Source organism: Phaeobacter piscinae, from assembly GCF_002407245.1.
Lineage (GTDB): Bacteria > Pseudomonadota > Alphaproteobacteria > Rhodobacterales > Rhodobacteraceae > Phaeobacter > Phaeobacter piscinae.
This window is the reverse complement of sequence record NZ_CP010681.1, coordinates 351,513-377,340: the sequence shown is the minus strand read 5'-3', so window position 1 is coordinate 377,340 and position 25,828 is coordinate 351,513. Positions and strand designations below refer to the sequence as shown.

At 60.1% G+C, this 25,828-nt stretch carries 26 protein-coding genes; 7 read left to right on the top strand and 19 right to left on the bottom strand.

Translation table 11 applies throughout. The features are described from left to right. The first annotated feature begins 24 nt into the window (after window positions 1-24). Window positions 25-708, top strand: a complete 684-nt coding sequence (locus phaeop14_RS01745; protein ID WP_096788569.1) for a DUF1045 domain-containing protein — start codon at window positions 25-27, stop codon at window positions 706-708. Here the strand turns inward: phaeop14_RS01745 and phnN are convergent. Genes phnN through phnG form a run of 7 tightly spaced genes read right to left on the bottom strand, consistent with a single transcriptional unit; the run spans window position 690 to window position 5,807 of the window. Further along, window positions 690-1,262, bottom strand: a complete 573-nt coding sequence (gene phnN / locus phaeop14_RS01740) for a phosphonate metabolism protein/1,5-bisphosphokinase (PRPP-forming) PhnN (RefSeq protein WP_096788568.1) — start codon at window positions 1,260-1,262, stop codon at window positions 690-692. The genes phaeop14_RS01745 and phnN overlap by 19 nt on opposite strands. Continuing rightward, window positions 1,259-1,942, bottom strand: a complete 684-nt coding sequence (phnL, locus tag phaeop14_RS01735) for a phosphonate C-P lyase system protein PhnL (protein ID WP_040171111.1) — start codon at window positions 1,940-1,942, stop codon at window positions 1,259-1,261. The genes phnN and phnL overlap by 4 nt, the downstream gene beginning before the upstream one ends. A 9-nt stretch (window positions 1,943-1,951) precedes the next feature. After that, entirely contained in the window at window positions 1,952-2,722 is a 771-nt protein-coding gene (gene phnK, locus phaeop14_RS01730; RefSeq protein WP_096788567.1) for a phosphonate C-P lyase system protein PhnK, read from the bottom strand. Beyond that, on the bottom strand, window positions 2,722-3,579 hold the full coding sequence (locus phaeop14_RS01725) for an alpha-D-ribose 1-methylphosphonate 5-phosphate C-P-lyase PhnJ (protein WP_024098421.1): 858 nt from the start codon (window positions 3,577-3,579) through the stop codon (window positions 2,722-2,724). The genes phnK and phaeop14_RS01725 overlap by 1 nt, the downstream gene beginning before the upstream one ends. Before the next feature lie 42 nt (window positions 3,580-3,621). Then, a complete protein-coding gene (locus phaeop14_RS01720; protein WP_096788566.1) occupies window positions 3,622-4,731 on the bottom strand; it encodes a carbon-phosphorus lyase complex subunit in 1,110 nt (369 codons plus the stop codon). Window positions 4,732-4,734: 3 nt separating this feature from the next. Further along, window positions 4,735-5,331: a phosphonate C-P lyase system protein PhnH gene (gene phnH, locus phaeop14_RS01715; RefSeq protein ID WP_096788565.1), complete on the bottom strand. Its 597-nt coding sequence runs from the start codon at window positions 5,329-5,331 to the stop codon at window positions 4,735-4,737. Beyond that, entirely contained in the window at window positions 5,331-5,807 is a 477-nt protein-coding gene (phnG, locus tag phaeop14_RS01710; RefSeq protein WP_096788564.1) for a phosphonate C-P lyase system protein PhnG, read from the bottom strand. Before phnG ends, phnH begins: the two co-directional genes overlap by 1 nt. A 108-nt stretch (window positions 5,808-5,915) precedes the next feature. Here phnG and phnF point away from each other — a divergent pair, with 108 nt between their 5' ends. Then, window positions 5,916-6,650 carry a phosphonate metabolism transcriptional regulator PhnF gene (gene phnF, locus phaeop14_RS01705; protein WP_096788563.1) on the top strand — a complete coding sequence of 245 codons (735 nt, stop codon included), beginning with the start codon at window positions 5,916-5,918 and terminating at the stop codon, window positions 6,648-6,650. Between the two features lie 43 nt (window positions 6,651-6,693). Here phnF and phaeop14_RS01700 read toward each other — a convergent pair whose 3' ends face one another. The 5 genes from phaeop14_RS01700 to phnC all read right to left on the bottom strand — a co-directional run bounded on the left by phaeop14_RS01700 (window position 6,694) and on the right by phnC (window position 11,535). Further along, entirely contained in the window at window positions 6,694-7,308 is a 615-nt protein-coding gene (locus phaeop14_RS01700; protein WP_096788562.1) for an LbetaH domain-containing protein, read from the bottom strand. Window positions 7,309-7,354: 46 nt separating this feature from the next. Next, the gene (gene phnE / locus phaeop14_RS01695) at window positions 7,355-8,725 is read right to left on the bottom strand and encodes a phosphonate ABC transporter, permease protein PhnE (RefSeq protein WP_096788561.1); all 1,371 of its coding nucleotides are present in this window, start codon (window positions 8,723-8,725) and stop codon (window positions 7,355-7,357) included. Next, window positions 8,722-9,591 (bottom strand): phosphonate ABC transporter, permease protein PhnE, encoded by an 870-nt coding sequence (gene phnE, locus phaeop14_RS01690; protein WP_096788560.1) that lies wholly within the window; start codon window positions 9,589-9,591, stop codon window positions 8,722-8,724. Before phnE (phaeop14_RS01690) ends, phnE (phaeop14_RS01695) begins: the two co-directional genes overlap by 4 nt. Window positions 9,592-9,750: 159 nt before the next feature. Then, window positions 9,751-10,659, bottom strand: a complete 909-nt coding sequence (gene phnD, locus phaeop14_RS01685; RefSeq protein WP_040180517.1) for a phosphonate ABC transporter substrate-binding protein — start codon at window positions 10,657-10,659, stop codon at window positions 9,751-9,753. Between the two features lie 57 nt (window positions 10,660-10,716). Beyond that, a complete protein-coding gene (gene phnC, locus phaeop14_RS01680; RefSeq protein WP_096788559.1) occupies window positions 10,717-11,535 on the bottom strand; it encodes a phosphonate ABC transporter ATP-binding protein in 819 nt (272 codons plus the stop codon). Between the two features lie 176 nt (window positions 11,536-11,711). On the opposite strand from phnC, the gene rpe reads away from it, so the two are divergent. Further along, window positions 11,712-12,401 (top strand): ribulose-phosphate 3-epimerase, encoded by a 690-nt coding sequence (rpe, locus tag phaeop14_RS01675; protein ID WP_096788558.1) that lies wholly within the window; start codon window positions 11,712-11,714, stop codon window positions 12,399-12,401. 65 nt (window positions 12,402-12,466) lie between these two features. Here rpe and phaeop14_RS01670 read toward each other — a convergent pair whose 3' ends face one another. The 7 genes from phaeop14_RS01670 to phaeop14_RS01640 all read right to left on the bottom strand — a co-directional run bounded on the left by phaeop14_RS01670 (window position 12,467) and on the right by phaeop14_RS01640 (window position 22,103). Beyond that, window positions 12,467-13,972, bottom strand: coding sequence for a class I adenylate-forming enzyme family protein (locus tag phaeop14_RS01670; RefSeq protein ID WP_096788557.1), 1,506 nt, complete (start codon window positions 13,970-13,972; stop codon window positions 12,467-12,469). A 63-nt stretch (window positions 13,973-14,035) separates the two neighbouring features. Continuing rightward, window positions 14,036-14,500, bottom strand: a complete 465-nt coding sequence (locus phaeop14_RS01665; protein ID WP_096788556.1) for a PaaI family thioesterase — start codon at window positions 14,498-14,500, stop codon at window positions 14,036-14,038. Further along, window positions 14,481-15,626, bottom strand: a complete 1,146-nt coding sequence (locus tag phaeop14_RS01660) for an acyl-CoA dehydrogenase family protein (protein WP_096788555.1) — start codon at window positions 15,624-15,626, stop codon at window positions 14,481-14,483. The genes phaeop14_RS01665 and phaeop14_RS01660 overlap by 20 nt, the downstream gene beginning before the upstream one ends. Beyond that, complete coding sequence (locus phaeop14_RS01655; RefSeq protein WP_096788554.1) at window positions 15,623-16,822, bottom strand: acyl-CoA dehydrogenase family protein; 1,200 nt, start codon at window positions 16,820-16,822, stop codon at window positions 15,623-15,625. The genes phaeop14_RS01660 and phaeop14_RS01655 overlap by 4 nt, the downstream gene beginning before the upstream one ends. 89 nt (window positions 16,823-16,911) lie before the next feature. Then, window positions 16,912-18,087: an acetyl-CoA C-acyltransferase gene (locus tag phaeop14_RS01650; protein WP_096788553.1), complete on the bottom strand. Its 1,176-nt coding sequence runs from the start codon at window positions 18,085-18,087 to the stop codon at window positions 16,912-16,914. A gap of 1 nt (window position 18,088) precedes the next feature. Next, on the bottom strand, window positions 18,089-20,182 hold the full coding sequence (locus phaeop14_RS01645; RefSeq protein WP_096788552.1) for a 3-hydroxyacyl-CoA dehydrogenase NAD-binding domain-containing protein: 2,094 nt from the start codon (window positions 20,180-20,182) through the stop codon (window positions 18,089-18,091). Window positions 20,183-20,456: 274 nt separating this feature from the next. Beyond that, the gene (locus tag phaeop14_RS01640) at window positions 20,457-22,103 is read right to left on the bottom strand and encodes a sulfatase-like hydrolase/transferase (protein ID WP_096788551.1); all 1,647 of its coding nucleotides are present in this window, start codon (window positions 22,101-22,103) and stop codon (window positions 20,457-20,459) included. A gap of 335 nt (window positions 22,104-22,438) precedes the next feature. Here phaeop14_RS01640 and pcaF point away from each other — a divergent pair, with 335 nt between their 5' ends. The 4 genes from pcaF to paaC all read left to right on the top strand — a co-directional run bounded on the left by pcaF (window position 22,439) and on the right by paaC (window position 25,774). After that, complete coding sequence (pcaF, locus tag phaeop14_RS01635; protein ID WP_096788550.1) at window positions 22,439-23,641, top strand: 3-oxoadipyl-CoA thiolase; 1,203 nt, start codon at window positions 22,439-22,441, stop codon at window positions 23,639-23,641. Window positions 23,642-23,664: 23 nt separating this feature from the next. Beyond that, complete coding sequence (paaA, locus tag phaeop14_RS01630; protein ID WP_040180536.1) at window positions 23,665-24,642, top strand: 1,2-phenylacetyl-CoA epoxidase subunit PaaA; 978 nt, start codon at window positions 23,665-23,667, stop codon at window positions 24,640-24,642. Window positions 24,643-24,716: 74 nt separating this feature from the next. Continuing rightward, on the top strand, window positions 24,717-25,001 hold the full coding sequence (gene paaB, locus phaeop14_RS01625) for a 1,2-phenylacetyl-CoA epoxidase subunit PaaB (RefSeq protein ID WP_008557866.1): 285 nt from the start codon (window positions 24,717-24,719) through the stop codon (window positions 24,999-25,001). Next, window positions 25,001-25,774 (top strand): 1,2-phenylacetyl-CoA epoxidase subunit PaaC, encoded by a 774-nt coding sequence (gene paaC / locus phaeop14_RS01620; protein ID WP_096788549.1) that lies wholly within the window; start codon window positions 25,001-25,003, stop codon window positions 25,772-25,774. Before paaB ends, paaC begins: the two co-directional genes overlap by 1 nt. The last annotated feature ends 54 nt before the right edge of the window (window positions 25,775-25,828 follow it).

Sequence of the window (25,828 nt, the reverse complement as noted above, 5' to 3'; positions counted from 1 at the left end):
ACGGGCCACACTTAGGAGGCCATTGTGACAGTCACGCGATACGCGATCTATTATGTCCCGCCTGCACAGGCGGAATGGAGCCGGTTTGCATCCAGTTGGCTGGGTTGGGACGTGCATGAGGGATCTCCGTTGGACCATCCCACCGGCACCGGCCTCGACGTGGCGGCCATCACCGATGTGCCGCGCAAATACGGGCTGCATGCGACCATAAAGCCACCGTTTCGGCTTGCGGAGGGTACGACATTTGACGCGCTGGCCGAGCGGTTTGCGCAGTTCGCCTCTGCTGCAAAACCGGTGATACTGGACGGGCTGTCCCTGACCCGACTTGGCCGTTTCCTCGCCCTGTGCCCGCGCGGGGATCAATTGGGGTTGAACCGTCTTGCATTTGACTGCGTTCGCGATCTGGATGAATTTCGCGCCCCCGCCACACTTGATGAGCTGGAGAAACGACGCGCCAGTGGGTTGTCTCCCGCACAGGAACAAGCGCTGGTGACATGGGGCTACCCTTATGTAGGCGACAGTTTCCGCTTCCACATCACCTTGAGCGGCAAGCGGCCCAAAGCGGAGCTGCCTGCCATAGAGTCTGTGTTGCAGGATCGTTTGGTTCCCCAGCTGCCAACGCCCTTTGTCATTGGCGATCTGGCTTTGGTTGGTGAGGGCAGCGACGGACGGTTTCACCTGCTGCATCGTCACACCCTTTCCGGCTGAAGCCAGGGCATCAGGGCGGTTTCCGCTGCTTGGACCGCCTCTTCCAACTGACCACTGTTGTCGATCTCAATCACCTGCGACAATCCGGCAGGCATAGGTGTTGCCGCACGGGCAAGCCTGCGCTCAATCTCCGCGCGATCCTCACGCCCGCGCGTCATAAGCCGTTCGGCGAGCACCTCGGGTGTTGCCGTGACAGAAAGAATAACCAACGTGCCGAAGGCCGCCTCAGCCTCCAGCAGTACCTTGCGTGAGAGGTTCACCAGAACCCCCGAGGCCCGATTGCGCAGCTCGTCAATATCCCGCGGAATCGCGTAGCGTAGCCCATGCGCTTCCCAGTGCAGGGCAAAACCCGGCGCGACACAAAGCGCTGCAAACCGATCCTCAGTCACAGCGTCGTAGTCTTCCCCGCCGAGTTCCGGTGCGCGGGTAATGATCCTGCGCTGCCTCACCAAGCCCGGAATGCGCTTAAGTAGCGCCTCCATCAGGCTGTCCTTGCCGACGCCCGACGGGCCGACCACGGCAATCACCGGCGCTTTGACTGATCCCGGACTCATGCGGCGGCCTTCGGTGTGAAGGCGGACACATCGACAAAGCGATCACAGACCTGTTCGCGCGCAACCTCATCATGGAAAATTCCAATGATGGCCGCGCCGCGCGCCTTCGCCTCCTCGATCAGGCTTAAAACCGTGGCGCGGTTTTGCGCATCAAGGCTCGCGGTCGGCTCATCCAGCAACATCGCAGGATAAGTATGGGCAAAACCCCGCGCGATGTTCACCCGCTGCTGTTCCCCACCGGAAAATGTTGTCGGACTGAGCTGCCAAAGGCGTTCGGGAATGTTCAGCCCCGCGAGCAGTGTTGCTGCTCGGTCGCGCGCCGCCGCCGGATTAACCCCAACAGCCAGAAGAGGCTCCGCCACGACATCCAGTGTCGGCACCCTCGGCACCACCCGCAGAAACTGGCTCACATAGCCCAGCGTCTCGCGTCGCAGCGCCAGAATTTCGCGGGGTGCGGCCCTAGCGACATCCACTCCACCGATCATGACCGTCCCGGAGGCGGCCAGGTAGTTGCCGTAAATCACCCGCATCAGGGTCGATTTTCCGGCTCCGGACGCACCCGTAAGGCCAATACACTCCCCTGCCGCAACCTGCAGGCTCGCGCCTTCCATGACCGGGATGACCGCGCCGCCTTGATTGTGCAAGATAAAGCTCTTGCTCACGTTTTGAAGTTCAATCATCTCGGATCCTCAGACCTGAAGTACGCTGGAAACCAGCAATTGGGTGTAGGCATGCTGCGGATCGTCCAACACCTGATCGGTCAGACCTGTCTCGACGACATGGCCGTCTTTCATGACCATCAGCCGATCCGCCAAAAGCCGCACCACCGCGAGATCGTGGGTCACGATGATCGCGCTCAGCCCCATCTCGCGCACCAGGCTGCGTAGCAAATCCAGCAGCCGCGCCTGTACCGAAACATCCAGCCCGCCCGTGGGTTCATCCATGAAGACCAGCCTCGGTCCGGTGACCAAATTCCTGGCAATCTGCAACCGTTGCTGCATACCACCTGAGAAAGCGGAGGGCCGATCATCAATCCGGCTTTCGGCGATCTCGACCCGGCCCAGCCAATCCGTCGCATTGGCACGGATGTCGCCATAGTTGCGATCTCCTACTGCCATCAACCGCTCACCGATATTACCACCAGCTGACACAGACATGCGCAAACCGTCGCGCGCATGCTGATGGACAAAGGCCCAATCCGTGCGCCCCAGCATGCGACGCGCCGGTTCCGACATGGTGACCGTGTCCACAGGACCGTCAGCACGGGTATCAAAAATCACCTCACCCCGGTCCGGCGTCAGATGCCCGGCCATACTGTTCAACAGGGTCGATTTTCCCGACCCACTTTCCCCGACGATGCCCATGACTTCGCCCGGATAGAGATCAAAGCTCACATCCGTGCAGCCAATCCGCGCGCCATACATCTTGGCCAGGTTTTTTACTTGCAACAGCGGCATCATCACGCGGCCTCCTCGCTCAGGCGGCCGAGATGGCCCGCGTCACGCCGGGATCGGCAATAGTCCGTGTCGGAGCAGACAAACATCCGGTTCCCCGCATCATCCAGGATCACCTCATCCAGATAGCTGTCCTCTGCCGCGCAGAGATCGCAGGGATGATCTGCCTTGCTGGCCTCAAACGGGTAATCCTCGAAGTCGAGTGAGACCACTTCGGTATAAGGCGGGACGGCATAGATGCGCTGTTCACGCCCCGCGCCAAACAGCTGGATCGCCGCCATGTTCATCTTGGGGTTATCGAACTTTGGAATGGGAGACGGATCCATCACATAGCGATCCGCGACCTTCACCGGATACGCATAGGAGGTCGCGATGGCGCCGTGTTGGCTGATATCCTCATAAAGTTTCACGTGCATCAATCCGTATTCCTGCAAGCTGTGCATCTTGCGGGTTTCGGTTTCGCGCGGCTCAAGAAAGCGCAAGGGCTCCGGGATCGGCACCTGATAGACAAGGATTTGATCCTCACTCAGCTCAGCCTCCGGGATCCTGTGGCGGGTCTGGATGACACTGGCCTTTGCGGTTTCCTCGGTGGTGGCCACGCCTGCGGTGTTTTCAAAAAACTTCCGGATCGACACCGCATTGGTGGTGTCGTCGGCCCCTTGGTCGATCACCTTCAGCGTGTCATCTGGTGTCAACGTCGCAGCAGAGACCTGCACGCCACCCGTGCCCCAGCCGTAGGGCATGGGCATTTCTCGGCTCGCAAATGGAACCTGATAGCCCGGCACCGCCAGCCCCTTCAGGATCGCCCTGCGGATCATCCGCTTGGTCTGTTCGTCAAGGTAGGCAAAATTATAGTCAGACATCTTGGGCACCTTTCCTGAAATCGGCCCTGTGGCATAAGCCGTTCATTGTGCCGCCTCCCGTGCTGCCATTTGTTCTGCCAACTCTGCTGCCTCGCGGCGCAGCTTGCGGACCAGCTCCAATTCGGATTGGAAGTCCACGTAGTGCGGCAGCTTGATATGCTCCAGGAAACCGGTGGCCTGAATATTATCCGCATGGCTCAGGACAAACTCTTCGTCCTGCGCGGGGGCGCCGAGGTTGTCTTCACCGAGCTCTTCCCAGCGCAGGGCGCGATCGACCAGCGCCATGGCGATAGATTTGCGTTCTGACTGACCGAACACCAGCCCGTAGCCACGGGTGAACTGCGGAGGCACGGTTTTCGATCCTTTGAACTGGTTCACAGTCTCGCATTCCGTCAACTCAACCTCGCCAATCTCGATGGCGAAGCCAAGTTCGGGGATCTCCATCTCCACCGGCACGGCGCCGATACGTAACTCACCCACGAAGGCATGGTTGCGCGCATAGCCACGCTGGGTCGAATAGGCCATGCCAAGAATAAAGCCCTCATCGCCTCGGGTCAGCGACTGCAGACGCACCGCCCGGCTCGCCGGAAATGACATCGGCTCCCGCGTCAAATCACCCGGTTCGGCATCTGTTTGGGGTTCCTGCTCAATGATGTTCTCACCGTCAAGGAAGGACAGAATATGCGGGGTGTGTTCATCCCTAGGCTCGGCTGTCTGCGCCTGCGGCTGATGTTCTGCATCGGCCTCCGCCGCGAGTTTGAAATCCAAAAGCCGGTGGGTGTAGTCGAACGTCGGCCCCAGCACCTGTCCACCCGGCGCGTCCTTGAATGTTGCAGAGATCCGGCGGTCGCAGGCCATGCGGCTGGTTTCAACCGGCCGTGTCGTGCCAAACCGTGGCAAGGTGGTGCGATAGGCGCGGATCAGAAAGACCGCTTCGATCAGATCCCCGCGCGCCTGCTTGATCGCGAGAGCCGCCAGATCAGGGTCATAGAGCGAGCCCTCCGCCATCACGCGATTGACGGCAAGACTGAGCTGTTCGCGGATCTGGGCGAGGCTCAACTCCGCCACAGAAGTGTCTCCACGGCGTTCCTCGGCGAGCCAGGCATGGGCGTTGTCAATCGCCCGTTCGCCCCCTTTTACGGCTACATACATGTCTTAGCCTCCTTTATTGGAAAGCCGCGTGATCCGGCTGGATCGGGGCAGCGCAGAAATCTGGCTACCGGCGGTAAAATAGGTGTCAAAGCCAAGTGGGAAGAGCATGGAATTGGCCTGAAACGGACCGGCGTCTGGCAGCCAAACCTCGGTGCTGGCCTTGATGCCGGGGCCACGCAACTCGGCGTTGGGCGTGTCAAAGCACGGCAACTCCACAATCAGGGTCGCCGAGCGATCCGGATACTCCGACGTCCCGATGCGATAACAATCCAGCGGCGCCAGTGCCGACCATCCGCCGATGGCGAAGTCAGCCTGTTCCGGCCTGACAAAAAGCGCGCCTGTGTGAAAGGTAATCCAGTCCCGCACAGCCGGGCGGTCCACGTCGGAGGCAAGATAGAGGCCCGTATCTGGATCGCAGAGCGTCAACAACAGGCATCCTGCGGCAACCGAGAGCCCTTCGGGAGGAGTGGCGCCAGTAATGGCTTTGATCTCACCGGGCCTCGCCATGGCGGTCATCGCAGCGCGAAACGCTTTTGCTGACTGGATCGGCGGAGCGGTGAAACCTCCGGAGAAATGCGACGCCTGGGTTTGTGACGGCATCAGTCTTCCCCTCGCACCATGGTGAAAAAATCAACTTTTGTCGCAGCGGCTTTTGCAGCTCGGCTCATTTTTCGCGCCTGCCTTGCAGCCTCAAGCGGTGACAGAATATGGCGACGAACATCCTCTGCTGCGCCTGTCTGCATCAGCGCATCGACCTTGGCCGCAGTCTCTGCCTGACCCTTGCTGCGCCCCTGCACATATCCGTGCCCGACAGTGCCATCCGGCAGTGTCAGCGCGCAGCGCGTGACAGTCATTTCACCCAGATTGAAGGGCGCGCCGCTTGCCCCCATACGTCCCTGGACCATGACGCCACCAACCTCCGGCGGACGAAGCCATGTGTGATCGGGATTGCACCCGTAGTCCTGCCACAGATCTTGCAGCGCTTTTGCGTCTGCCGTGGCAAGCAGGCTCATCCACGCCTTGCGGTTGGCGTGATTGCCATTCTCACCCGCTGTCATGCTCTTTTCACTGTTCATCTTGTCTAAGCCTCTTGGCTTGTTTGTCTAGTTAATCTATACAACTAGACAAATGTTAGCCGAATTGCCCGTCACCACGCAACGACAACCTTGTGAAAGTTTCATGACATGGCCCGCACTCCAGTCTGGAAATCCATAGCCATCAGCCTCACCGACGACATCGCGCAAAGACGATATCAGACCGGTGACAAGCTCCCGCCCGAAGTCCAGCTTGCGGGTCGTTTCGGCGTCAACCGGCACACTGTGCGGCGCGCCTTGTCTGAGATGGCAGATCAGGGGTTGGTCCATGCCCGACGGGGGGCCGGCGTCTTCGTCGCTGCGCAGCCGACGGAGTATCCGATTGGCAAGCGGGTGCGGTTTCACCAGAACGTTGCCCGTCTGGGGCGCATTCCCGCCAAGAGGATCCTGACGCTAGAGACCCGCGCCGCCGGCCCGCGCGAAGCAGAGGCGTTGGGCCTTGATCCCGGTGCCGCCGTCCATGTCTACGATGGGTTGTCCCTGGCGGATGGTGAACCCATCGCACTGTTTCAAAGCGTATTTCCGGCAGACGGTTTCCCGGATTTGCTTGCCGCACTGAAAGAGACCCAGTCAGTAACGGAAGCGCTGAAACACTGTGGCGTTGCTGATTTCACCAGGGTCGAGACCCGTATCACCGCCAAGCTTGCAACTGCGACGCAGGCCCTCCATCTGAAGATTTCCGAAGGCAGCCCAATCTTGCGAACCACCGGTATCAACGCCGGGCCAAACGGCGACCCGGTTGAATTCGGGCGTACTTGGTTTGCAGGAGACCGCGTCACCCTGACGGTCAGCGACCCAAATAGCGGCACAGCGGATCGCGGCTAATCGGCAACGACACACACGGACCTAAGATCGGCCCCGACGGAGGCTAAGCATATTTCTCCAGAAACGCCTCAGCGCTTAGCAAGCGAAAATCGGGAACCGCAGCCTTCAATCGGGTGTCCTCCCAGTCCCACCACGCCAACGCCATCATTCGTTCAGCGACGGTCTCAGTGTATCGGCGACGGATCAGCCGGGCGGTATTACCCCCGACGATCGTATAGGGGGCTACGTCCTTGGTCACCACCGCACCCGACGCCACAACTGCACCATGGCCGACTGTTACCTCGGGCTTGATCAGCGCGCCGTGACCGATCCAGGTATCATGTCCAATATGAGCCATACGACTGGCCCGATGATCAAACCAAGCCGCGTCATCCTCCACATCGTCCCAATAGCTCGACGACCGATAGAGGAAATGGTGCAGGGAAGCCCTTTGCAGGGGATGGTCGGTGGCCCCGATCCGGGTTGCACTGGCGATATTGGAGAATTTCCCAATTTCCGCATTGGCGATATCGCAGTTTCTGTCGCAATAGCTGTAGTCGCCAAACCGGCTGTTCAGCACGCGACTGTCTGCGCCGATTTCGACAAATGCGCCGAACTGGCTGTTGGTGATGGCACAATTGGGGTGCCGATACGGGTGATCGGCAGAGAGACGAGGCATCTGATAGCTTTCATTGGGATACATCAGTGAGACGAAGCCCCGACAGTCAGGGCAGCAACATCGCGGCCCCTTGGCGGCGCGCCTTACGACCCGGCTCTCCCTTGATCAGGCGGCGACGAAGCCAGCCAGAGAGCCAGTCCATCAACATCACCATGAGGATGATCAATACGATGTAGTAAGCGACCTCTTCCCAGTCTTTCTGGGTGATGATTGCCTGCGTAAGTAGCAACCCGATGCCACCACCGGTGATGGCGCCAATAATTGTCGCGCTGCGGGTGTTCGACTCAAGAAAGTAGAGCAGCTGACTGAGCAAGACCGGTGTAATTTGCGGGATCACGCCAAACCGGTAGCGCTGCGCCGGCTTGGCGCCGGTTGAGGCGACGCCTTCGATTTGTTTCTGATCGACGTTTTCCAGTGCTTCGGAGAAGATCTTGCCGAAGGTTCCGGTGTCCGTCACCAAAATTGCCAGCGCCCCAGTCAACGGTCCGGGACCGAAGGCCCGTGCCAGAACAACGGTCCAGATCAGCGAATCCACCCCGCGCACAAAGTCGAACACGCGACGGGTGGCAAAGCGAACCGCGCGCAGCGGCATGAAATTCCGGGTGGCCGCAAAGGCCAGCGGAAGCGCAATCAAACCTGCCCCCATCGTTCCCAGGAATGCCATCAGAAGTGTTTCAAAAATCGCCCAAGCGACATCCTGATGACGCCACATCTTATTGGTCCAGACATCATGAAAAATCGCACCGGCTTCGCCGGTTGCAGCCCGCGTCATCAACTCACCGATGCCCATGCCATGGTACGGGCTGTCCAAGGTAAAGAAAAACAGCTCCCAACCGGCAAAATAGCGAAACACCTCCGCCCGGTTGCGGGTCACTGTCAGGCGCCCGGCGTCCGTGGTGACGGCCAGCCGGTTCTTGGAGGCATTGATCCAATCCGGCAATTCCCCCGCCGGGAATTCCGCCTGCACACCGGCGCTGCGGCTTGGCGTTGCTCGAATTGTGCCATAGCCGGGTATATCAAAGGTGATGGTCTCAGGACCGAACCGGACCTCATAGCCATCTTCGAGGTCGATGATCGTCACCTGCGAAGAGGTATCGGGGAGCGTCACCCACTCCGGAGACTGCCCGTCCGGATAGGCGCCCTTGCGCTCTCCCTCAACGGCCACGCTGACGGCACCGCTGCGGTTGTCACGGGTGACGTGGGTTTTGTAACTGTAGCTGTCTGCTACCAATGTGCGCGCATTCTTCGGGTTCATCCGCTCGGCCAGCCCCGCCACATCAAAGGCGACGAACACATAGGCAAGATAGGCAAGCACCAACAGCGGCAACGCCAGGCTCAAGGCACGCTTGCGCATGAACAGGCGTTCCATATCCAATTTGCGCAGGGTCGGCGGGACGGTCGTGTCAAAAGTCGTCATTGTTTGGCTCCGTGGGTCAACCGGTCACGCAGCAGGCCCGACAGTTGATCCACCAGGACGATGGTGAAAAACAGCAGAAGAAAGATTGCAGCAGCTTCGTCGTAGCGTCCCTGCCCCCAGGACATCGCGTTGCGCAGCTCATACCCGATGCCGCCGGCCCCGACGAAACCGAGGATCGCCGAAGCCCGAATATTGATTTCAAACCGCAAGAGCGCGTAGCTGACATAGTTTGGGCCAACCTGAGGGAAAACGCCCAACACCATGCGCTGCGCCCAGCCAGCACCGACAGAGGCCAGCCCTTCGACCGGTTTCAAGGATGCATTTTCATTCACTTCCGAGAACAGTTTACCCAGCGCCCCTGCCGTGTGGATTGCAATCGCAATCATCGCAGGCACAGGGCCGCCACCCAGTAGAAAGATCAGGACCAGCGCGATCACGATTTCCGGGATCGCGCGGAAGATATCCAACAACCAGCGAAAGACCGGGATCAGGGCGGGCCAGCGGGCCAGCCCCCGCGTCGCCAACAGCGACAGAACAGTGCCGAAAATCGCACCAATCAGCGTGGCCGCAGCGGCAATATTCAATGTCTCAATCAGCGCGGGGAAGAACTGCACAACATGTGCCGGCAGCAGGGAGAGCTTCTCGACCGCTTCTGACAGCACCTCGGAGGGGTAGTCGAAAACATGGGTAATGCCATTCCAGAATGAGCCGGCATTGCGATCATCTGCAATCCGGAAACCGGCTGCCATCATGGCGACAAATACCGCCAGAATGACCCCGCCATACAAGCGTTTTCGCTGGATTAGTGCCTGATAATCGGCCTGTATATCAGCCACTGGCCGGGCCGAGACTGTTGCATGTGTCATGACTGGGATCCTGTGTGGCAGCAACTGTGTCAACAGCCGGCGGGACAGTGATGCTATCGGATGAGCATCTTCGCTGACCTGTGCGGGCTCTTGGCAATTGGCCGTCAAAATGGCGGAGGCGACGCTCACGCTCCGCCCCCGCACGCTTTGGTACTGAAATTAGTTGGACTTCAATTTCCGCGCTTCGATGATCACCTCATAGGCATCGTGGGTGATCGGCATGAAACCTTTGGCCTCACCTGCTGCGACACCGTAAAAACACTCCGCATCCATTGATTTCAGGGATGCCATCAGGCCGGTCATCTTCAGTTTTACGTCCTCGGGCAATTCTGTACGCAGAACCACCGGACCTTCGGGGATCGGCTTCGACTGCCAGATCTGCACCAAATCATTCATGTCAACGAGGCCCGCATCAACAGCCCGACGCAGCGCGCCTGAGTTGAAGCCATCTTCCCACTCCCCCAGGCCGTCGGCCCAGCTGACGCCCGCATCCACATCGCCATTCGCGACCGCGACGATGGTCTGTTCATGGCCGCCGGTGAATTTCACTTCACCGAAATAGTCGCCCGACGTCATCGTCGCCCCGGTTGCTTCAGGGATCTCGATTGAGGGGATCAGGAACCCGGAGGTGGAGTTCGGGTCACCAAAACCAAAGGTCTTGCCCTGCATGTCGTCCAGCGAAGTGATGCCGCTGTCCTTGCGGGCAAAACCAACGGAGTAGTAGCCGTAGCCACCATCGTTATTGACCTTCACGAGGATGGGCTCAACAGCCGCCGGATCGCTCAGGTAGGTCTTGGCGTAACCCGATGCGCCCAACCACGCCATATCGATGGTGCCGCCCAACAGGCCCTGAATCACACCGTTGTAATCCGCCGGGGCAAAGAGCTTGGTTTCAACACCCAGCAAATCTTCGGTTTTCTGGCGCAGACACTCGTTGTTGTTCAAACGATCCTGAGCATTCTCGCCACCGAGAATACCGATGCGGAATTCCTGAATCTCCGAGGTATCTGCCAGAACGGGTGCGGTCAGGGCTGTGGTCGCCAGAATGGCAGCAAACAGGTTTTTCATATTCAATCTCTCTGGTTGGTCATCCCGGCACAGAAACGGCCGGGTTTGGAAATGCGATCAGACAGCCACAGCTGGCTGACGGCGCGGCTTGGTATGGTTCAGGGTCTCAATCTCGGTGGAGGTGGCGGCTTCGGAGAAATCATCACCGGCGCCATAGATTTCGCGGGCAACACCCGTGGTCAGTTGCTCTGGCAGCCCGTCAAAGACGATACGCCCATCGCGCATGCCAACAACGCGGTCACAGTAGCGGCGCGCCGTGTCCAACGTGTGCAGATTCGCGATCACAGTCCGGCCATCCTCTTCATGGATACGGCGCAGGGCCTCCATCACGGTCTGTGCGTTCATCGGATCCAGTGAGGCAATCGGTTCATCGGCGAGAATGATCGCCGGATCCTGCATCAGGGCGCGGGCAATAGCGACGCGTTGCTGCTGACCGCCGGAGAGTGCTTCTGCCCGTTTGGCGGCGTGTTCCGCAATGCCCAGCCGATCAAGGATGTCGATCGCACGGTGGATGTCATCCATCGGATAGAGGTTGAACAGCGTCGCCAAGGTTGAGCGTCGGTTGAGCGTACCGTGCAGCACGTTGGATACGACATCCATGCGCGGCACCAGATTGAACTGCTGAAAGATCATCGCGCAATCCGATTGCCAGGCGCGCTTCTCCTTGCCGCGCAATTGGGTCACGTCTCGCCCTTCGAAAAGGATCCGCCCCTCGCTGGCATCACCGAGCCGGTTTATCATGCGCAACAGCGTGGATTTACCAGCACCGGAGCGGCCGATGATGCCGATCATGCAAGGCTTATCGATATCCAGCGTGGCGGTATCCACCGCGATTTTATCGCCGAATCTCTTGGTCAGTTTGTCAATTCGCAGCACCTGAGGCTCCCGTCTCTGTCTGGGACTAGCTAAGGGCCGAGATCAAAACTTGTGTGTCATCGCGGTGAAGCTTTTGTAACGCCATCCCTCGTGCCCACCACTGCCCCCTAGGCGCGCAGCCTCCAAGTCGCTATATGGCGGCGAAACGCTGTCCATGAACCCAAGGAACCGCTGCCATGTCTTTCGACCGCTCCATCAAGATTGCACCGTCTATCCTGTCCGCCGATTTTGCCAATTTTGGCCAGGAGATTCAGGCCATCGAAGCCCAGGGGGCCGATTGGGTCCATATCGACGTGATGGACGGGCATTTTGTGCCCAACCTCACCTTTGGTCCGATGGCGGTTAAGGCCTTTCGCCCCCATGTGAAAGCCGTGATGGACGTCCACCTGATGATCGCACCCGTTGATCCCTATATCGACGCTTACGCAGATGCGGGCGCCGATGTTCTGACCGCCCATGTTGAGGCAGGCCCCCACATCCACCGCACCCTGCAGGCGATCCGTGCTGCCGGGATGAAAGCCGGTGTCGCACTCAACCCCGGCACCCCTGCTGAAGCAGTGGCGCATCTCCTTGACCTGACCGACCTGATTTGCGTGATGACCGTCAACCCCGGTTTTGGCGGGCAAAAGTTCATTGATATGACCAGCAAGATCCGCAGCCTGCGCTCGATGATTGGAGATCGTCCGGTCCATATCGAGATTGACGGTGGCGTTGATCCGAAAACCGCACCACTGGTTGCCGAAGCCGGTGCCGACGTTCTTGTAGCGGGCTCCGCCGTCTTCAAAGGGGGCTCAGTCGATACCCCTGAGGTCTACGGCGAGAACATTCGCAACATCCGCGCCGCTGCAAGCGGTGTCTGGGCATAAGATCCAGCGGGCAGATCCCCTTGAGTAAGAGGCGTCCTGTCGGGCGCCTCTTTTTCTTTGTGGGATCATACGGCGGGCAGTTGATCCGCAAAATGTGACAGCAACACGTGCTTCAGTATCTTCCCTGTCGGTGCGGCTGGCAGCTGCTCCGTCAGGATGAAGAGACCGGGCCGTTTATAGCCTGCAAGCTGCTCCGCCACGAAGGCACGCAATTCACGCACCGTTGGCTCATCCCCAACGGCCACCTCTACAAAGGCAACCACCTGCTCATCTCCGCCCTGCGGGCGACCGACTACAGCGGATTGAACCACCTGAGGGTGGGCGTTCAGCGCCGCTTCAACTTCTGGCGGAAAGACATTGAAGCCGCCGTGGATGATCAGTTCCTTGGCACGCCCGTCAATATGTAGGTTGCCATTCTCGTCCAAACGCCCGATGTCGCCGCTGCGCAACCAGCCCGCTGGATCAAGGACGGTTTGCGTGGCTTCTTGGTTGGCGAAATATCCCAGCATGACATTGCCGCCCCGCAGGCAGATCTCTCCCAACCCATCGCCACCACCCGGAACGCTCTGATCCAGACGCAGATCAACACCGGGCAGCGGTGGACCAACCGACGTATCAGGGTCACCCAAACCATTGCGTGTGGCACAGATGCCTGCGGTTGCCTCGGTCATGCCGTATCCGTTTTGCAAGGCAACGCCATAAAACGCCTCGGCCCGACGTTTCCAATCGGGATCCAGCGGCGCAGCACCTGACGACACATAGCGCAAATCCGGACTGCCGAGGTGGTCCAGCCCCTGCTCCTTGGCATATTGCATCACCAGCGCATGCATCTGTGGCACCGCAGAGACCAGCGTGACCCCGGACCGGAGCGCCTGATAAAAACGCTCCGCCGTGAATCGTGTCTCAAGCCGCACCTCGGCTCCGATCATCACGGAAGCAGTTAAAACCGACGCAAGGCCAAACACATGGCTAAGGGGCAACACACCGTAGACCACGTCATCGGCGGTCATATCGCGCAACCGTGCCGAGGCGCCGCCGCCGAATTTCAGATTGTCGTGGCTTAGCATCACCCCTTTCGGAGCGCCGGTGGTGCCTGTCGTATAAAGGAGTACGGCCAACCCCTCGGGTATCTGCACGTGGGATCTGCCATCTGCATCCTGAGAAACAACATGCAGGCGGCCAAAGTCGCCTTCAATGGCCTGCGCGCCGAGACGGCTGGCATGGGCGGCCGCGTCAGGCGAGGCCGCAGCGGTCAACAGGACGACCGCAGGCTTGGCATGAGCGAGGATCCGGTCCACCTCAGGCGCCCTCATCCGGGCGTTGACCGGAACCGCCACGGCTCCCAGCTGTGATGTGGCAAATAACGCCGCGACCGCGGCGCAGCAATTCTCGCAAAGCAGCATCACCCGATCACCCGGCCCAACACCTAGGTCGACCAGATGTGTCCGTAATGCGTCGCAGGCCCGCGCGAGGTCACCATAGGTCCAGCGCGCGCCACCACTGTCGCCAAAAGCCGGGGCCGTGGGGCGTTGGCGCGCGTGCGCTTCAAGGTATTCGTGCCATAGCGTCATGGATCATCCCCTGTGATTTTATGGGCCGTGTCGAGCACCCGACGCAGAAACAATGGGCGCGCGTCAACCGCGTATCCTTTTGAATACGCCACTTGCCGTGGCGAGCACATGGCCACCGCTGTCCACCAATTCGCCTGCGACATAGGCCAACGATGCGCCGCCACCGGTTGCCTTGGCGGTGGCCTCAACCCGGCCCCTGCGCGCAGCAGCCACATAAGAGAGGTTCAACGACACGGTGACCACCGGCGGGTGCGCCTGCGCATCGAAATGCTGCGAGGCAGTATTGCCGCAAACCACATCCATCAATGTCGCGACGATGCCACCATGCAACAGACCGTTGCGGTTGAGATGTTGCGGTGCGAGCTCCAGTGAGACACGGCAGACTCCAGTGCGCGCGTCAATTTCAGTGCGATAGCCGACCAGCTGCTGGCAGCCCGGATCCTCAATGATCCATTTAACCGGCACCGGCGCCTCTCCGCCCTCAGCCGAGTTGGTTGGCGATATCGGATCAAGCTGCCGAGAGGTCAATGAACCGCTCCATCTGAGTGTCCGCGTCGCCGAAGCGATGTTCGGCCATCACGATGCGCTTGGCGATATGGGCCAGCTCATATTCTGCGGTCATTGCAATGCCGCCGTGCAGCTGGATTGCCTCTTCGGCGATATGACGCCCGGTTCGACCGATGAGATTGCGTGCAGCTGCAACGTGGCGGTCGCGTGTCTGCGGGGTATCCTCAAGGTGGCCCGCGGCATTGATCACCGCAGAGCGCGCCTGTTCAACCTCAATCAGCATCTCAGCAACACGATGTTGCAGCGCCTGGAACGTCCCAATTGGCCGCCCGAATTGTTGTCGCGTCGTGAGGTAATCCATGGTCAGCCGCGTAGCCGTTTCCATCGCACCAAGGGTCTCTGCCGCCAGCGCAACCTCCGCTGCAGCCAATGCGGTCTCGATCCGGGTAGCGGCCCCGCCTGCTGTACCAAGACGCGCTGAGTGCGGCAGGTGGACACCGTCCAGCTCAACCTCTGCGGCTCTGCCGCCGGCCAGCAGCGCGCTGCCCTGCATGCGCACCCCAGCCGCTTGCGGGTCAACGAGAAACAGTGACAGGCCGTCGCGGTCACCAGAGGCTCCTCCTTCGCGCGCAGAGACAATCAACAGCTCCGCCGCCTCAGCATTGACCACCACGGTTTTGCGGCCCGTCAGGACAACATCCTGTCCATCACCAGTCGCGGTGGTCTCGACCCAAGTGCGCTCGTAGCGGCTGGTCGGCTCCCCATGGGCGAAGGCCAATTGCAGGTCTCCCGCAACCAGCCGCTCAAGATATTCCCGATCACGGGGCGACGGCTGCGCATCACCTGGCCCGCACAACAAGGCACCGCAGAGCACTGCTGAATCAAGGACCGGTTCAACCACACCCGCACGACCCAACTCTTCAAAGACCGTCGCAATGTCAAAGCCAGCGCCGCCGTATCCGCCGACCGCTTCGGGCAACAAGGCGCCAAGCACGCCCAAGTCAGCCAGTTGTGTCCAAATCGCAGGGGAATACCCCGAAGGATCCGCAATCGCCTCGGTTCGCGCAGCCACCGTATAGCGGTCCGCAAGAAACCGACGCAGGCTATCCTGCAACATCTGCCGCTCGTCCGTCAGCTGAAAGTTCATGTCCGGCCTCCCAGCGATACTTTGGCGATGATGTTTTTCTGGATTTCGTTCGAACCGCCAAAGATCGACAGCTTGCGATTGTTGAAATACTGCGCCGCAACGGTGTCGCTGCCCTCCGGCGGAGCAAGGGCGCTGTTGTCGCCAGCCAAAGCCTCGGCCGCGAAGGGGAGCGCGTAAGCGCCAGCAGCACGGCGCGCCAGATCGTTGATTTCCTGACGGATTTCGGTGCCTTTCACTTTGAGCATCGAACTCTCCACGCCCGGAGCCTGACCTTGGGCGGCGGCAGAGATGATGCGCAGATTGGTGGTCGCCATAGCCATCAGGTCGATTTCTGCGCGGGCCAGCCGCGCCGCGAAATGCGGGTTCTCAATCAGCGGGCGGCCGCGATGGATCTGCTGACGTGCGAGCCGCTTCACCGCGTCCAACCCCGCCTGGCTGAACCCCACGCCTGCGATATTCGTACGCTCATGGGTCAGCAGATACTTCGCGTAGGTCCAGCCTTTGTTTTCCTCGCCAACCAGGTTTTCAACCGGCACCCGCACATCGGTGAACCAGACTTCGTTCACCTCGTGGGTGCCATCAAGCAGGATGATCGGTCGCACCTCAATACCGGGCGTATCCATATCGATCAGCAGAAAGGAAATGCCCTCCTGCTGTTTCGCGTCCGGGTCGGTCCGCACGAGACAGAAAATCCAGTTGGCGTATTGGCCGAGCGTGGTCCAGGTTTTCTGCCCGTTGACCACGTAATGATCCCCGTCACGAACGGCCCGGGTGCGCAGACTGGCAAGATCAGAACCCGCACCCGGTTCGGAATACCCCTGACACCACCAATGTTCCCCCGAAAGGATCTTTGGTAGAAAATGGGCGCGCTGTTCGTCGGAACCAAATTTCTGCAAAACAGGCGCCAACATGGTCAGTCCGAAGGGGACGATGCGTGGCGCATGGGCGCGGCAGCATTCTTCCTCAAAGATATGACGCTGAACCGCGTTCCAACCGCAGCCCCCGTATTCCTCTGGCCAGGTTGGTGCCAACCAGCCCTGCTCATTCAGAATACTGTGCCAGCGATCGTGCCCCTCCTTGCCCAACCCGCGCCCCAGACGCACGGCATCCGACAAATCCTGAGGCAGCTTGGCGTCCAAAAACGCGCGGACCTCAGCGCGAAAGGCAAGGTCCTCGGTCGAATAATTCAGATCCATATGCCGCGCACCTCCCCGTGCTGATTGGCTGCTATGTTTGACTTGTCCGTCCCGCTCCCCTCAACATGGCGAGCCGCGCGCGGTTGTAATCAATAAATCTCGAACAGGCCCGCCGCGCCCATGCCGCCGCCTATGCACATGGTGACCACCCCGAGTTTGGCGCCACGTCGGCGGCCCTCACGCAAGAGGTGCCCCACCATCCGCGCGCCAGTCATGCCGAACGGGTGGCCGATCGCAATTGAACCGCCGTTGACGTTGCAGATCTCATCCGGAATGCCGAGTTTGTCGCGGCAGTAAAGCGCCTGACTTGCGAAGGCTTCGTTCAGTTCCCACAAGTCAATATCTGCCACCGTCACCCCGTGCCGCTCCAGCAGGCGCGGTACGGCATGCACGGGACCAATGCCCATTTCATCGGGCGCGCAGCCCGCCACGCAAAATCCCCGAAACGCCCCCATAGGATCAAGACCGCGGCGACTGGCCTCATCGGCCTCCATCATCACAACCGCAGCCGCACCATCCGAGAGCTGGCTGGCATTCCCTGCGGTGATGAATTTGCCTGCACCGCGCACCGGTTCCAGTCCGGCCAGCCCGTCCAATGTCGTCTGCGGGCGGTTGCATTCATCCCGATTTACCGTGACCTCGCGATGACTGATCTCTCCGGTGTCCCTGTCCTTTACTGCCATAACCGTTTGCATGGGCACGATTTCATCGTCGAAGATGCCCGCATCCTGCGCTGCTGCGATCTTCTGCTGACTGCGCAGGCCATAGGCGTCCTGCGCCTCCCGGCTGATACCATAGCGCTCAGCCACGACATCCGCCGTGTCAATCATCGCCATGTAGACGTCAGGATTATGCTCTTTTAGCCAGGGATCCTGCACCTGCGTCACATTGGGCTGCACCATGGAGATACTCTCCACACCGCCCGCAACCATCGGTCCGGCCCCTTCGGCAGTGATTTGCTGCGCCGCCAGCGCAATGGTCTGAAGGCCCGACGCGCAGAACCGGTTCACCGTCATGCCAGCCGCAGACTGCGGCAAGCCGGCGCGCAAAGCGATCTGGCGCCCGATATTGTGCCCTGTCGCCCCTTCGGGAAAGCCGCAACCAATAATGCAATCCTCAACTGCGCCCCCCTCCAGACCCGCCCGCTCAACAGCGGCGGCGACCGCATGCCCACCCAAAGTGGCGCCATGCGTCTGATTGAAAGACCCACGAAAGGATTTGGCCAGACCGGTGCGGGCGGCGGAAACGATAACAGCCTGTTTCATATCAGCGGGCCTCCTTGTTGAGGTCATCAAAGCTGCGCCCTTCGGCAACCAATTGCTCCAACAGCGGGGCCGGTTGCCAGAAGAAGGCATCTTCCTTGGCGTAGCGGCGAATATCCTTGAGAATGCTGTCCAGCCCCTGCAGGTCCGCCCATTTCAGCGGGCCGCCCCAGAACCGGGGGAAACCGTAGCCAAACAGCAGCACCATATCGACATCCAGGGGGCGGCGGGCGATGCCCTCACCGACGACCTTTGCCGCCTCATTGACCATCGCGCACATGTAGCGGCGCAGAACCTCGTCATTGGCAAAAACCTGCGGCGTCACGCCCTGATCGCGCTGATCGCGTTCGATGTATTCGGCGACCTGTGGATTCGGCGTCCCGCCACGCTTGCCCTCTTCGTAGACGTAAAAACCGCGACCGGTTTTCTGCCCGAAATCGCCGCCTTCACATAGCATATCAGAGAAATGCACCACCCGTTCACGTGGGTCGAGTGTCGGCGCGCGACGCTTGCGCGCGGCCCAGCCAATGTCCAACCCCGCGAGATCAGCGACCGCAAACGGCCCCATGGCGAAGCCAAACCCGGTCATCACCTTGTCGATTTGATAGGGAGAGGCGCCGTCCAGAACCATGTAGTCAGCGGCCTTGCGATAGCTGTTCATGATCCGATTGCCGATAAAGCCATCACAAACGCCGGACCGTACTGAGGTTTTCTTCAGCCTTTTGCCAAGGGCGAAACCGGTGGCCACGACATCAGGCGCGGTCTGATCCGCGACCACCACCTCCAACAGCTTCATCACATGTGCGGGCGAGAAAAAATGCAGTCCGATCACATCAGATGGCCGACCGGTGGCGGCCGCAATGTCATTGATATCCAGATATGATGTGTTGCTGGCGAGAATGGCGCCTGGTTTGCAATGCTCATCCAACGCTGCAAAAACGTCGCGTTTCACATCCATGTCTTCAAAAACAGCTTCGACCACCAGATCGACCTGCGACAGAGCAGCATAATTCGTTGCCAGTTCAAGCGCCTCATTGAGAATAGCGTCGAAATGTGACTGGCTGATCTTGCCCCGCTTCAGCGCGCCCTTGAGATTGCCTTCAATCCGCTCCCGTGCCGCAACCGAGGCCGCCTCGTCCCGTTCAATCAGCACAACCGACAGTCCTGCCAGCAGCGCAGCTGTCGCGATGCCAGCCCCCATGGTACCACCGCCGATGACCCCCATTGCGGCAATATCGCGAGGAGTTACATCAGCAAGCTCGGGCAGTTTGCTGACCGCCCGTTCTGAGAAGAAAGCGTGGATCAACCCCTGCCGCTGATCGCTTTGCATCAGCTTCATAAACAATTCTCGTTCTTGCCGCACACCATCAAGAAAACTTGGCGCCTCGCAGGCGGCCTGGACCGCACGCACCGCAATCGCCGGGGAGAGCTGGCCGCGCCCACGGGCCAGAACACGCTCATATGTGGCATCAAAATCGACGGGCTCCGGCGCGGGCATGTCACAGATCGGGCGACGCGGCGCATTCTGTTCGAGGAGTTCACGGGTATAGGCCAGTCCAACCTCGCGCGGGCTGCCCTCAGCAATACGATCAATAACGCCCTTATCGAAAGCCTCGGCAGCGGCCACGTGGCGGCCGGTCGTGATCATCTCCAATGCGGCCTCTGTCCCTGCGACGCGAGGTAGCCTCTGGGTTCCACCGGCGCCTGGAATGATCCCCAGATGGACTTCCGGCAGCCCCATCTTGGCGCCTGGCACGGCGATCCTGTAGTGCGAGGAAAGTGCAACCTCCAACCCCCCGCCCAGCGCTGTGCCGTGCAGGGCCGATACGACGATCAGCTTGGCGGCTTCGATACGGTTGCAGAGATCCGGCAGGCCTGGTTCTTCCATGGGTTTGCCAAATTCACGGATATCAGCGCCCGCGAAATAAGTCCGCCCCTCGCCATAGATCAATACGGCACGCGCGCCTTCCGTCTCGGCCCGCTCAATTCCTGCCAACAGACCGCGGCGCACATCTATACCAAGTGCATTCACCGGCGGGTTCTGTGCGGCAAGAACTGCGATGTCGCCAATCCGCTCGTAGACAATGGCTTCGGTCATGGAACTTTCCTCTTTTTGCGGGCGGTGCCGATCAGGACTTTAGCACGGCGCAGCTCACCGGAGCCGGTCTGCGGCGTGACTATCCTTAGTCGGCGCAGGCTTCGGCCCTATCAATTTCGCAATGCGGAACATCATTCCGCAACATGGAACTCACCCTAGATATGGCTCCGCAAGCTGACAAGACCCATCATGCCGCGCCTCACTGCGGCTTGCCAAGCGTCGCTCAACATCTGCGACTTATGACGGCGCGTCTCTTCAGACATTGCAATTGCAATCAGTTCGCGGGTTTTGGGATTGGTCGGCGGTAGGCCTCAGTCAATGTGTCATCTACCTCGGACGCCTCGTAGACTCCTAAGAGGATCCCCTTCCGGGCTGACTTTCCCCGCCGCGTGGCAATCTGTTCGTCCGATAGCGTGATGCGCTGAGACATCCGCAGTCCCCACTCCAATAAACGGTCATACATCAGATCAATCACCTCCTGATGCGCGCCTGCCTTAGCAAGATCTATCAACTCATCAGGATCGTCCTGAAGATCAAACAGCATGGGGCGAAGACCGCCTTCTGCGTGCATGAACTTCCATCGCTTATCGACCACCATAAACAAGCGGGCATCTTTGGGGGCCAATCCAAGCTTTTCGCACAACGGCAGCGTCGCATAGTCAAACTCTGCGACGGCATAGTCGCGCCATTCGGGCATCTCGCCACGTAGCCATGGCATCAGAGAGCGCCCCTCAAGGATATGTGGAGCAGGCGTCCCTCCCGCTGCTTCCAGAAATGTCGGCAACAGATCAATCGCCTCAACCAACTCATCACAAGTGGTTCCGCGTGTGGCATCCGCTTCACTTCGCGGGTCATAGATAATCAATGGCACCTTGATCGACGGTTCGTGGAACAGGTTCTTTTCTCCCAGCCAATGATCGCCGAGGTAATCTCCATGGTCTGACGTCAGCACGATCATAGTGTCCTGCATACGTCCCGTCGCCTCTAGCCAAGCAAACAGATGGCCCATCTGATCGTCGGCCTGTTTAATCAATCCCATATAGGCCGGGATCACCTTCTCGCGCACCTCATCACGGGAAAAAGCCTGACCAATCTGATTGTTCATCATCCCCTCGAACACGGGATGAGCCTCCTCCCGCTCGGCGGCACTGCGCACAGCCGGAAGCACATGCTCGGCACCATACATATCGTGATAGGGGGCTGGCACGATGTAGGGCCAATGCGGTTTGATATAGCTCAGATGCGCGCACCAAGGCTGATCACCGTCTTGTTCCGCCGCCTCAATAAACCGCATTGCCTCACGAGTAAGCCATGGGGTTTCGCTGTCTTCCTCAGCAATATTGGCTGGCTTGTCTGCATTGACCATGAACCAGCCCGAGGCGACATCCTGCCCCTCGGCACCGGCATTTGCAAAAACACTCCACGGGTTCTCACCCGGATAGCCCTTCGACTTGAGATATTCATTATAGGGGCTGCGCTTGCTGTCGTAGAAACCATCTGGTCCTTCGGCCCAAAGCCCGTCATCACGAACAAACGGATCAAAACCACATTCCGTCTGACGCACGCCAATAATGCTGTCAGGAGCAAGGCCAAGACGCTGCATCCCTTCGGCATCTGCAACCATATGGGTTTTACCAATCAAATGGCAGCTCATCCCGGCCTTGCGCAGATGGTCACCCATCGTCCATTCACCGACACGCAGTGGGTAGCCATTAAATTGCACGCCATGGCTTGATGGGTAGCGGCCTGTGTAACTGGACATACGCGAAGATCCACAGGTCGGCGATTGCACATAGGCGCGCGTAAACCGCACCCCGCGCTGTGCCAGGCCATCAATGTGCGGTGTCTCCAAGTACGGGTGCCCCGCACAGCTGAGATAATCAAACCTCAGTTGGTCAAACATGATGTAGAGAATATTCATCAAGCCCTCCTCTGCCTTTGACAGTCTCTGCCTGCTACTGACTCGCTCGTCAAAGGTGCAGGCCAAGGCCCTTGCCAGTCAGCGTGCAGGCACAAAATTAGTCAACATGTAAACTATCCCACATCTCATCGCTCAGCGAAACAGGCTTCCGGGCTGGACGCACCAACACTGCACCGCGCCGACAAATCAGCCGGTGGCAGATCATTAATATGTTACAAGTTTTCTAGAAAGTGAATTTCATGGTTACATCTCTCTTGCCGAGAATCACTTCTGAACCTATTACCGACTATATGGTCGGCTTATGACTTGCCGCCACTGAGGAGACGCGAACACCCATGGATGCTTTCATCTGCGATGCCACCCGTACCCCAATCGGCCGCTACGGCGGCGCGCTCAGCAAGCTGCGGACCGATGATCTTGCCGCTCTGCCGATTGCCGCGCTTGCCGCCCGCAACCCGGATGTAGACTGGAGCAGCCTGGACGATGTGATCCTGGGTGATGCCAATCAGGCCGGCGAAAGCAACCGCAACGTGGCGCGCATGGCAGCACTGCTGGCAGGCCTGCCGGTGGATGTACCGGGCACCACGATCAACCGGCTCTGCGCCTCCGGCATGGATGCGGTCGGTATGGCCTCACGCGGGATCAAGGCTGGCGACTACGACATGGCCATCGCCGGCGGCGTCGAAAGCATGAGCCGCGCGCCGTTCGTGATGCCCAAGGCGACTTCCGCCTTCACCCGCGCCAACGCAGTCTATGATACCACCATCGGCTGGCGTTTCGTGAACCCGAAAATGGAGAAGATGTACGGCACCGACTCGATGCCGCAGACCGCCGATAATGTGGCCGAAGATTACGGCATCTCCCGCGAGGATCAGGACGCATTCGCCGCCCGCAGCCAGGCCCGCTGGGCCGCAGCACATGAGGCCGGTATCTTCAAAGACGAGATCACCCCGGTCACCATCCCCCAGCGCAAGGGCGATGATCTAGTGGTGGACACCGACGAACACCCCCGCCCCGGCACCTCGGCTGAGAAGCTGGCAGGCCTCAAGGGCGTCAACGGCCCGGACAAGAGCGTGACAGCCGGCAACGCCTCCGGCGTCAACGACGGTGCTGCGGCGATCCTGATGGCGAATGAGGCCGCGGCCGCGAAGAACGGCCTGAAGCCTATGGCCCGCATCGTCGGCATGGCCGCTGCCGGGGTCGAGCCGCGCATCATGGGCATCGGCCCGGTGCCTGCCACCCGCAAGGTTTTGGAGCGTACCGGCCTGACCATCGAACAGATGGACGTGATCGAACTGAACGAGGCGTTTGCCTCGCAGGGCCTTGCGACACTGCGCGAACTTGGCGTTGCCGACGATGCACCCCATGTTAATCCCAACGGCGGTGCAATCGCGCTTGGCCACCCGCTGGGTATGTCCGGCGCGCGGCTGGTGCTGACCGCTGCCTATCAATTGCAACGCACCGGCGGGCGCTATGCGCTTTGCACCATGTGCGTCGGCGTCGGACAGGGCACTGCCCTGATCCTGGAACGCGTGTAACAAACCCAAGGGAGGTCCCAGACATGTATGCTCAGATGGTCAAATCCGAAGCGACCCAGGACGATCCGGAACAGCTGGCGGCCTTTCAGGCGCGCATCGACGCGGGCGAGAAGATCGAGCCCAAGGACTGGATGCCCGAAGGCTACCGCAAGACGCTGATCCGCCAGATCGGCCAGCACGCGCATTCCGAAATCGTCGGCCAGCTGCCAGAGGGCAACTGGATCACCCGCGCCCCGACGTTGGAGCGCAAGGCGATCCTGCTCGCCAAGGTGCAGGACGAGGCGGGCCATGGCCTGTACCTCTACTGCGCGGCGGAAACGCTGGGCGTGTCGCGTGACGAGATGACCGAAATGTTGCTGGACGGCCGCATGAAGTATTCCTCGATCTTCAACTATCCGACGCTGAACTGGGCCGACATCGGCGCGGTGGGCTGGCTGGTCGATGGGGCCGCAATCATGAACCAGGTCCCGCTGCAGCGGACCTCCTTCGGCCCCTATTCCCGCGCGATGATCCGCGTCTGCAAGGAAGAAAGCTTCCACCAGCGCCAGGGCTATGACGCGATCCGCAAGATGGCGGAGGGCACGCCCGCACAGAAGAAGATGGCGCAGGATGCGCTGAACCGCCTGTGGTACCCGTCGCTGATGATGTTCGGACCGTCCGATAAGGACTCGGTCCACTCTGCCCAGTCGATGGCCTGGAAGATCAAGATGAACACCAATGACGAGCTGCGCCAGAAGTTCGTCGACCAGACCGTGCCGCAGGCCGAATACCTTGGCCTCACCGTCCCCGACCCGGACCTGAAATGGAATGAGGAACGCGGTCACTATGACTACACCGACCCGGACTGGTCAGAGTTTTACGACGTACTGAAGGGCAACGGCCCCTGCAACACAGACCGCCTCGCCGCCCGCAACAAGGCCTGGGACGACGGCAAATGGGTGCGTGACGGGCTCTTGGCCCACGCCAGAAAGAAAGCCGCACGTCGGCACGCCGCCGAGTAACCCCAAGCATTTTGGCGCTCCGCCCGTTTTTGAACGCTGCGAAGGTGCCCCCTTCAGCCAGGAGGAATTGAAACATGAAAAACGAATGGCCCCTCTGGGAAATCTTCATCCGTGGCCAGCACGGTATGAGCCACCGCCACGTCGGCTCCCTGCATGCGCCGGACGCCGAAATGGCGATCAAGAACGCCCGCGACGTCTACACCCGCCGCAATGAGGGCGTGTCGATCTGGGTGGTTGAGGCCAACCATATCGCCGCCTCCTCGCCCAGCGACAAGGGCCCGCTTTATGAGCCGTCGGAGTCCAAGGTCTACCGCCACCCGACCTTCTTCGACATCCCCGAAGAAGTGGGGGCGATGTAATGACCGCCCCTGCTAACAAGGAAGACGCATTCACTCAGTTTCTGCTGCGGATGGGCGATAACACCCTGATCCTCGGCCACCGGGTCAGCGAATGGTGCGGCCATGCGCCGGTGCTGGAAGAAGACATCGCGCTGGCCAACACCGCGCTGGACATGATCGGCCAGACCCAGATGTGGCTCGGCCTCGCGGCTGAGGTACAGGGAAACGGCAAATCTGCCGATGATCTGGCTTTCCTGCGCGACGCCTGGGATTTCCGCAATGTGTTGCTGTGCGAGGTGCCGAACGGCGACTTTGGCCGCACCCTGATGCGCCAGTTCCTGTTCGACGCCTGGCATTCGATCCAGCTGGGCCGGTTGATGAAGTCCTCGGACGAGCGGGTTGCAGCCATCGCCGAGAAGGCTTCGAAAGAGGTTGCCTATCACCTGGAACGCTCCGCCGACACTGTGGTGGGCTTGGGTGACGGCACCGAAGAAAGCCACCGTCGGATGCAGGAGGCGCTGGACTATCTGTGGCCGTATGTGGGCGAGATGTTCCAGTCGGACGCTGTGGATGCCGAGATGGCAGCGGCGGACATCGCCCCCGATCCTGCGTCCTTACGTGAGGAATACGATGCGCTGGTCTCCCGCGTGCTGAGCGATGCGACCCTAACCATCCCGGAGAGCCGCTTTGCCCACAAAGGCGGGCGTACCGGTGCCATGCACACGGAACATCTGGGTCACCTGTTGACCCAAATGCAATGGCTACAGCGCGCCTATCCCGGCGCCAAGTGGTAAGGCCACGGCCAAAGTACTAGGGGCGGCCCCCGACCTCGGGTCGGCGAAACAGCC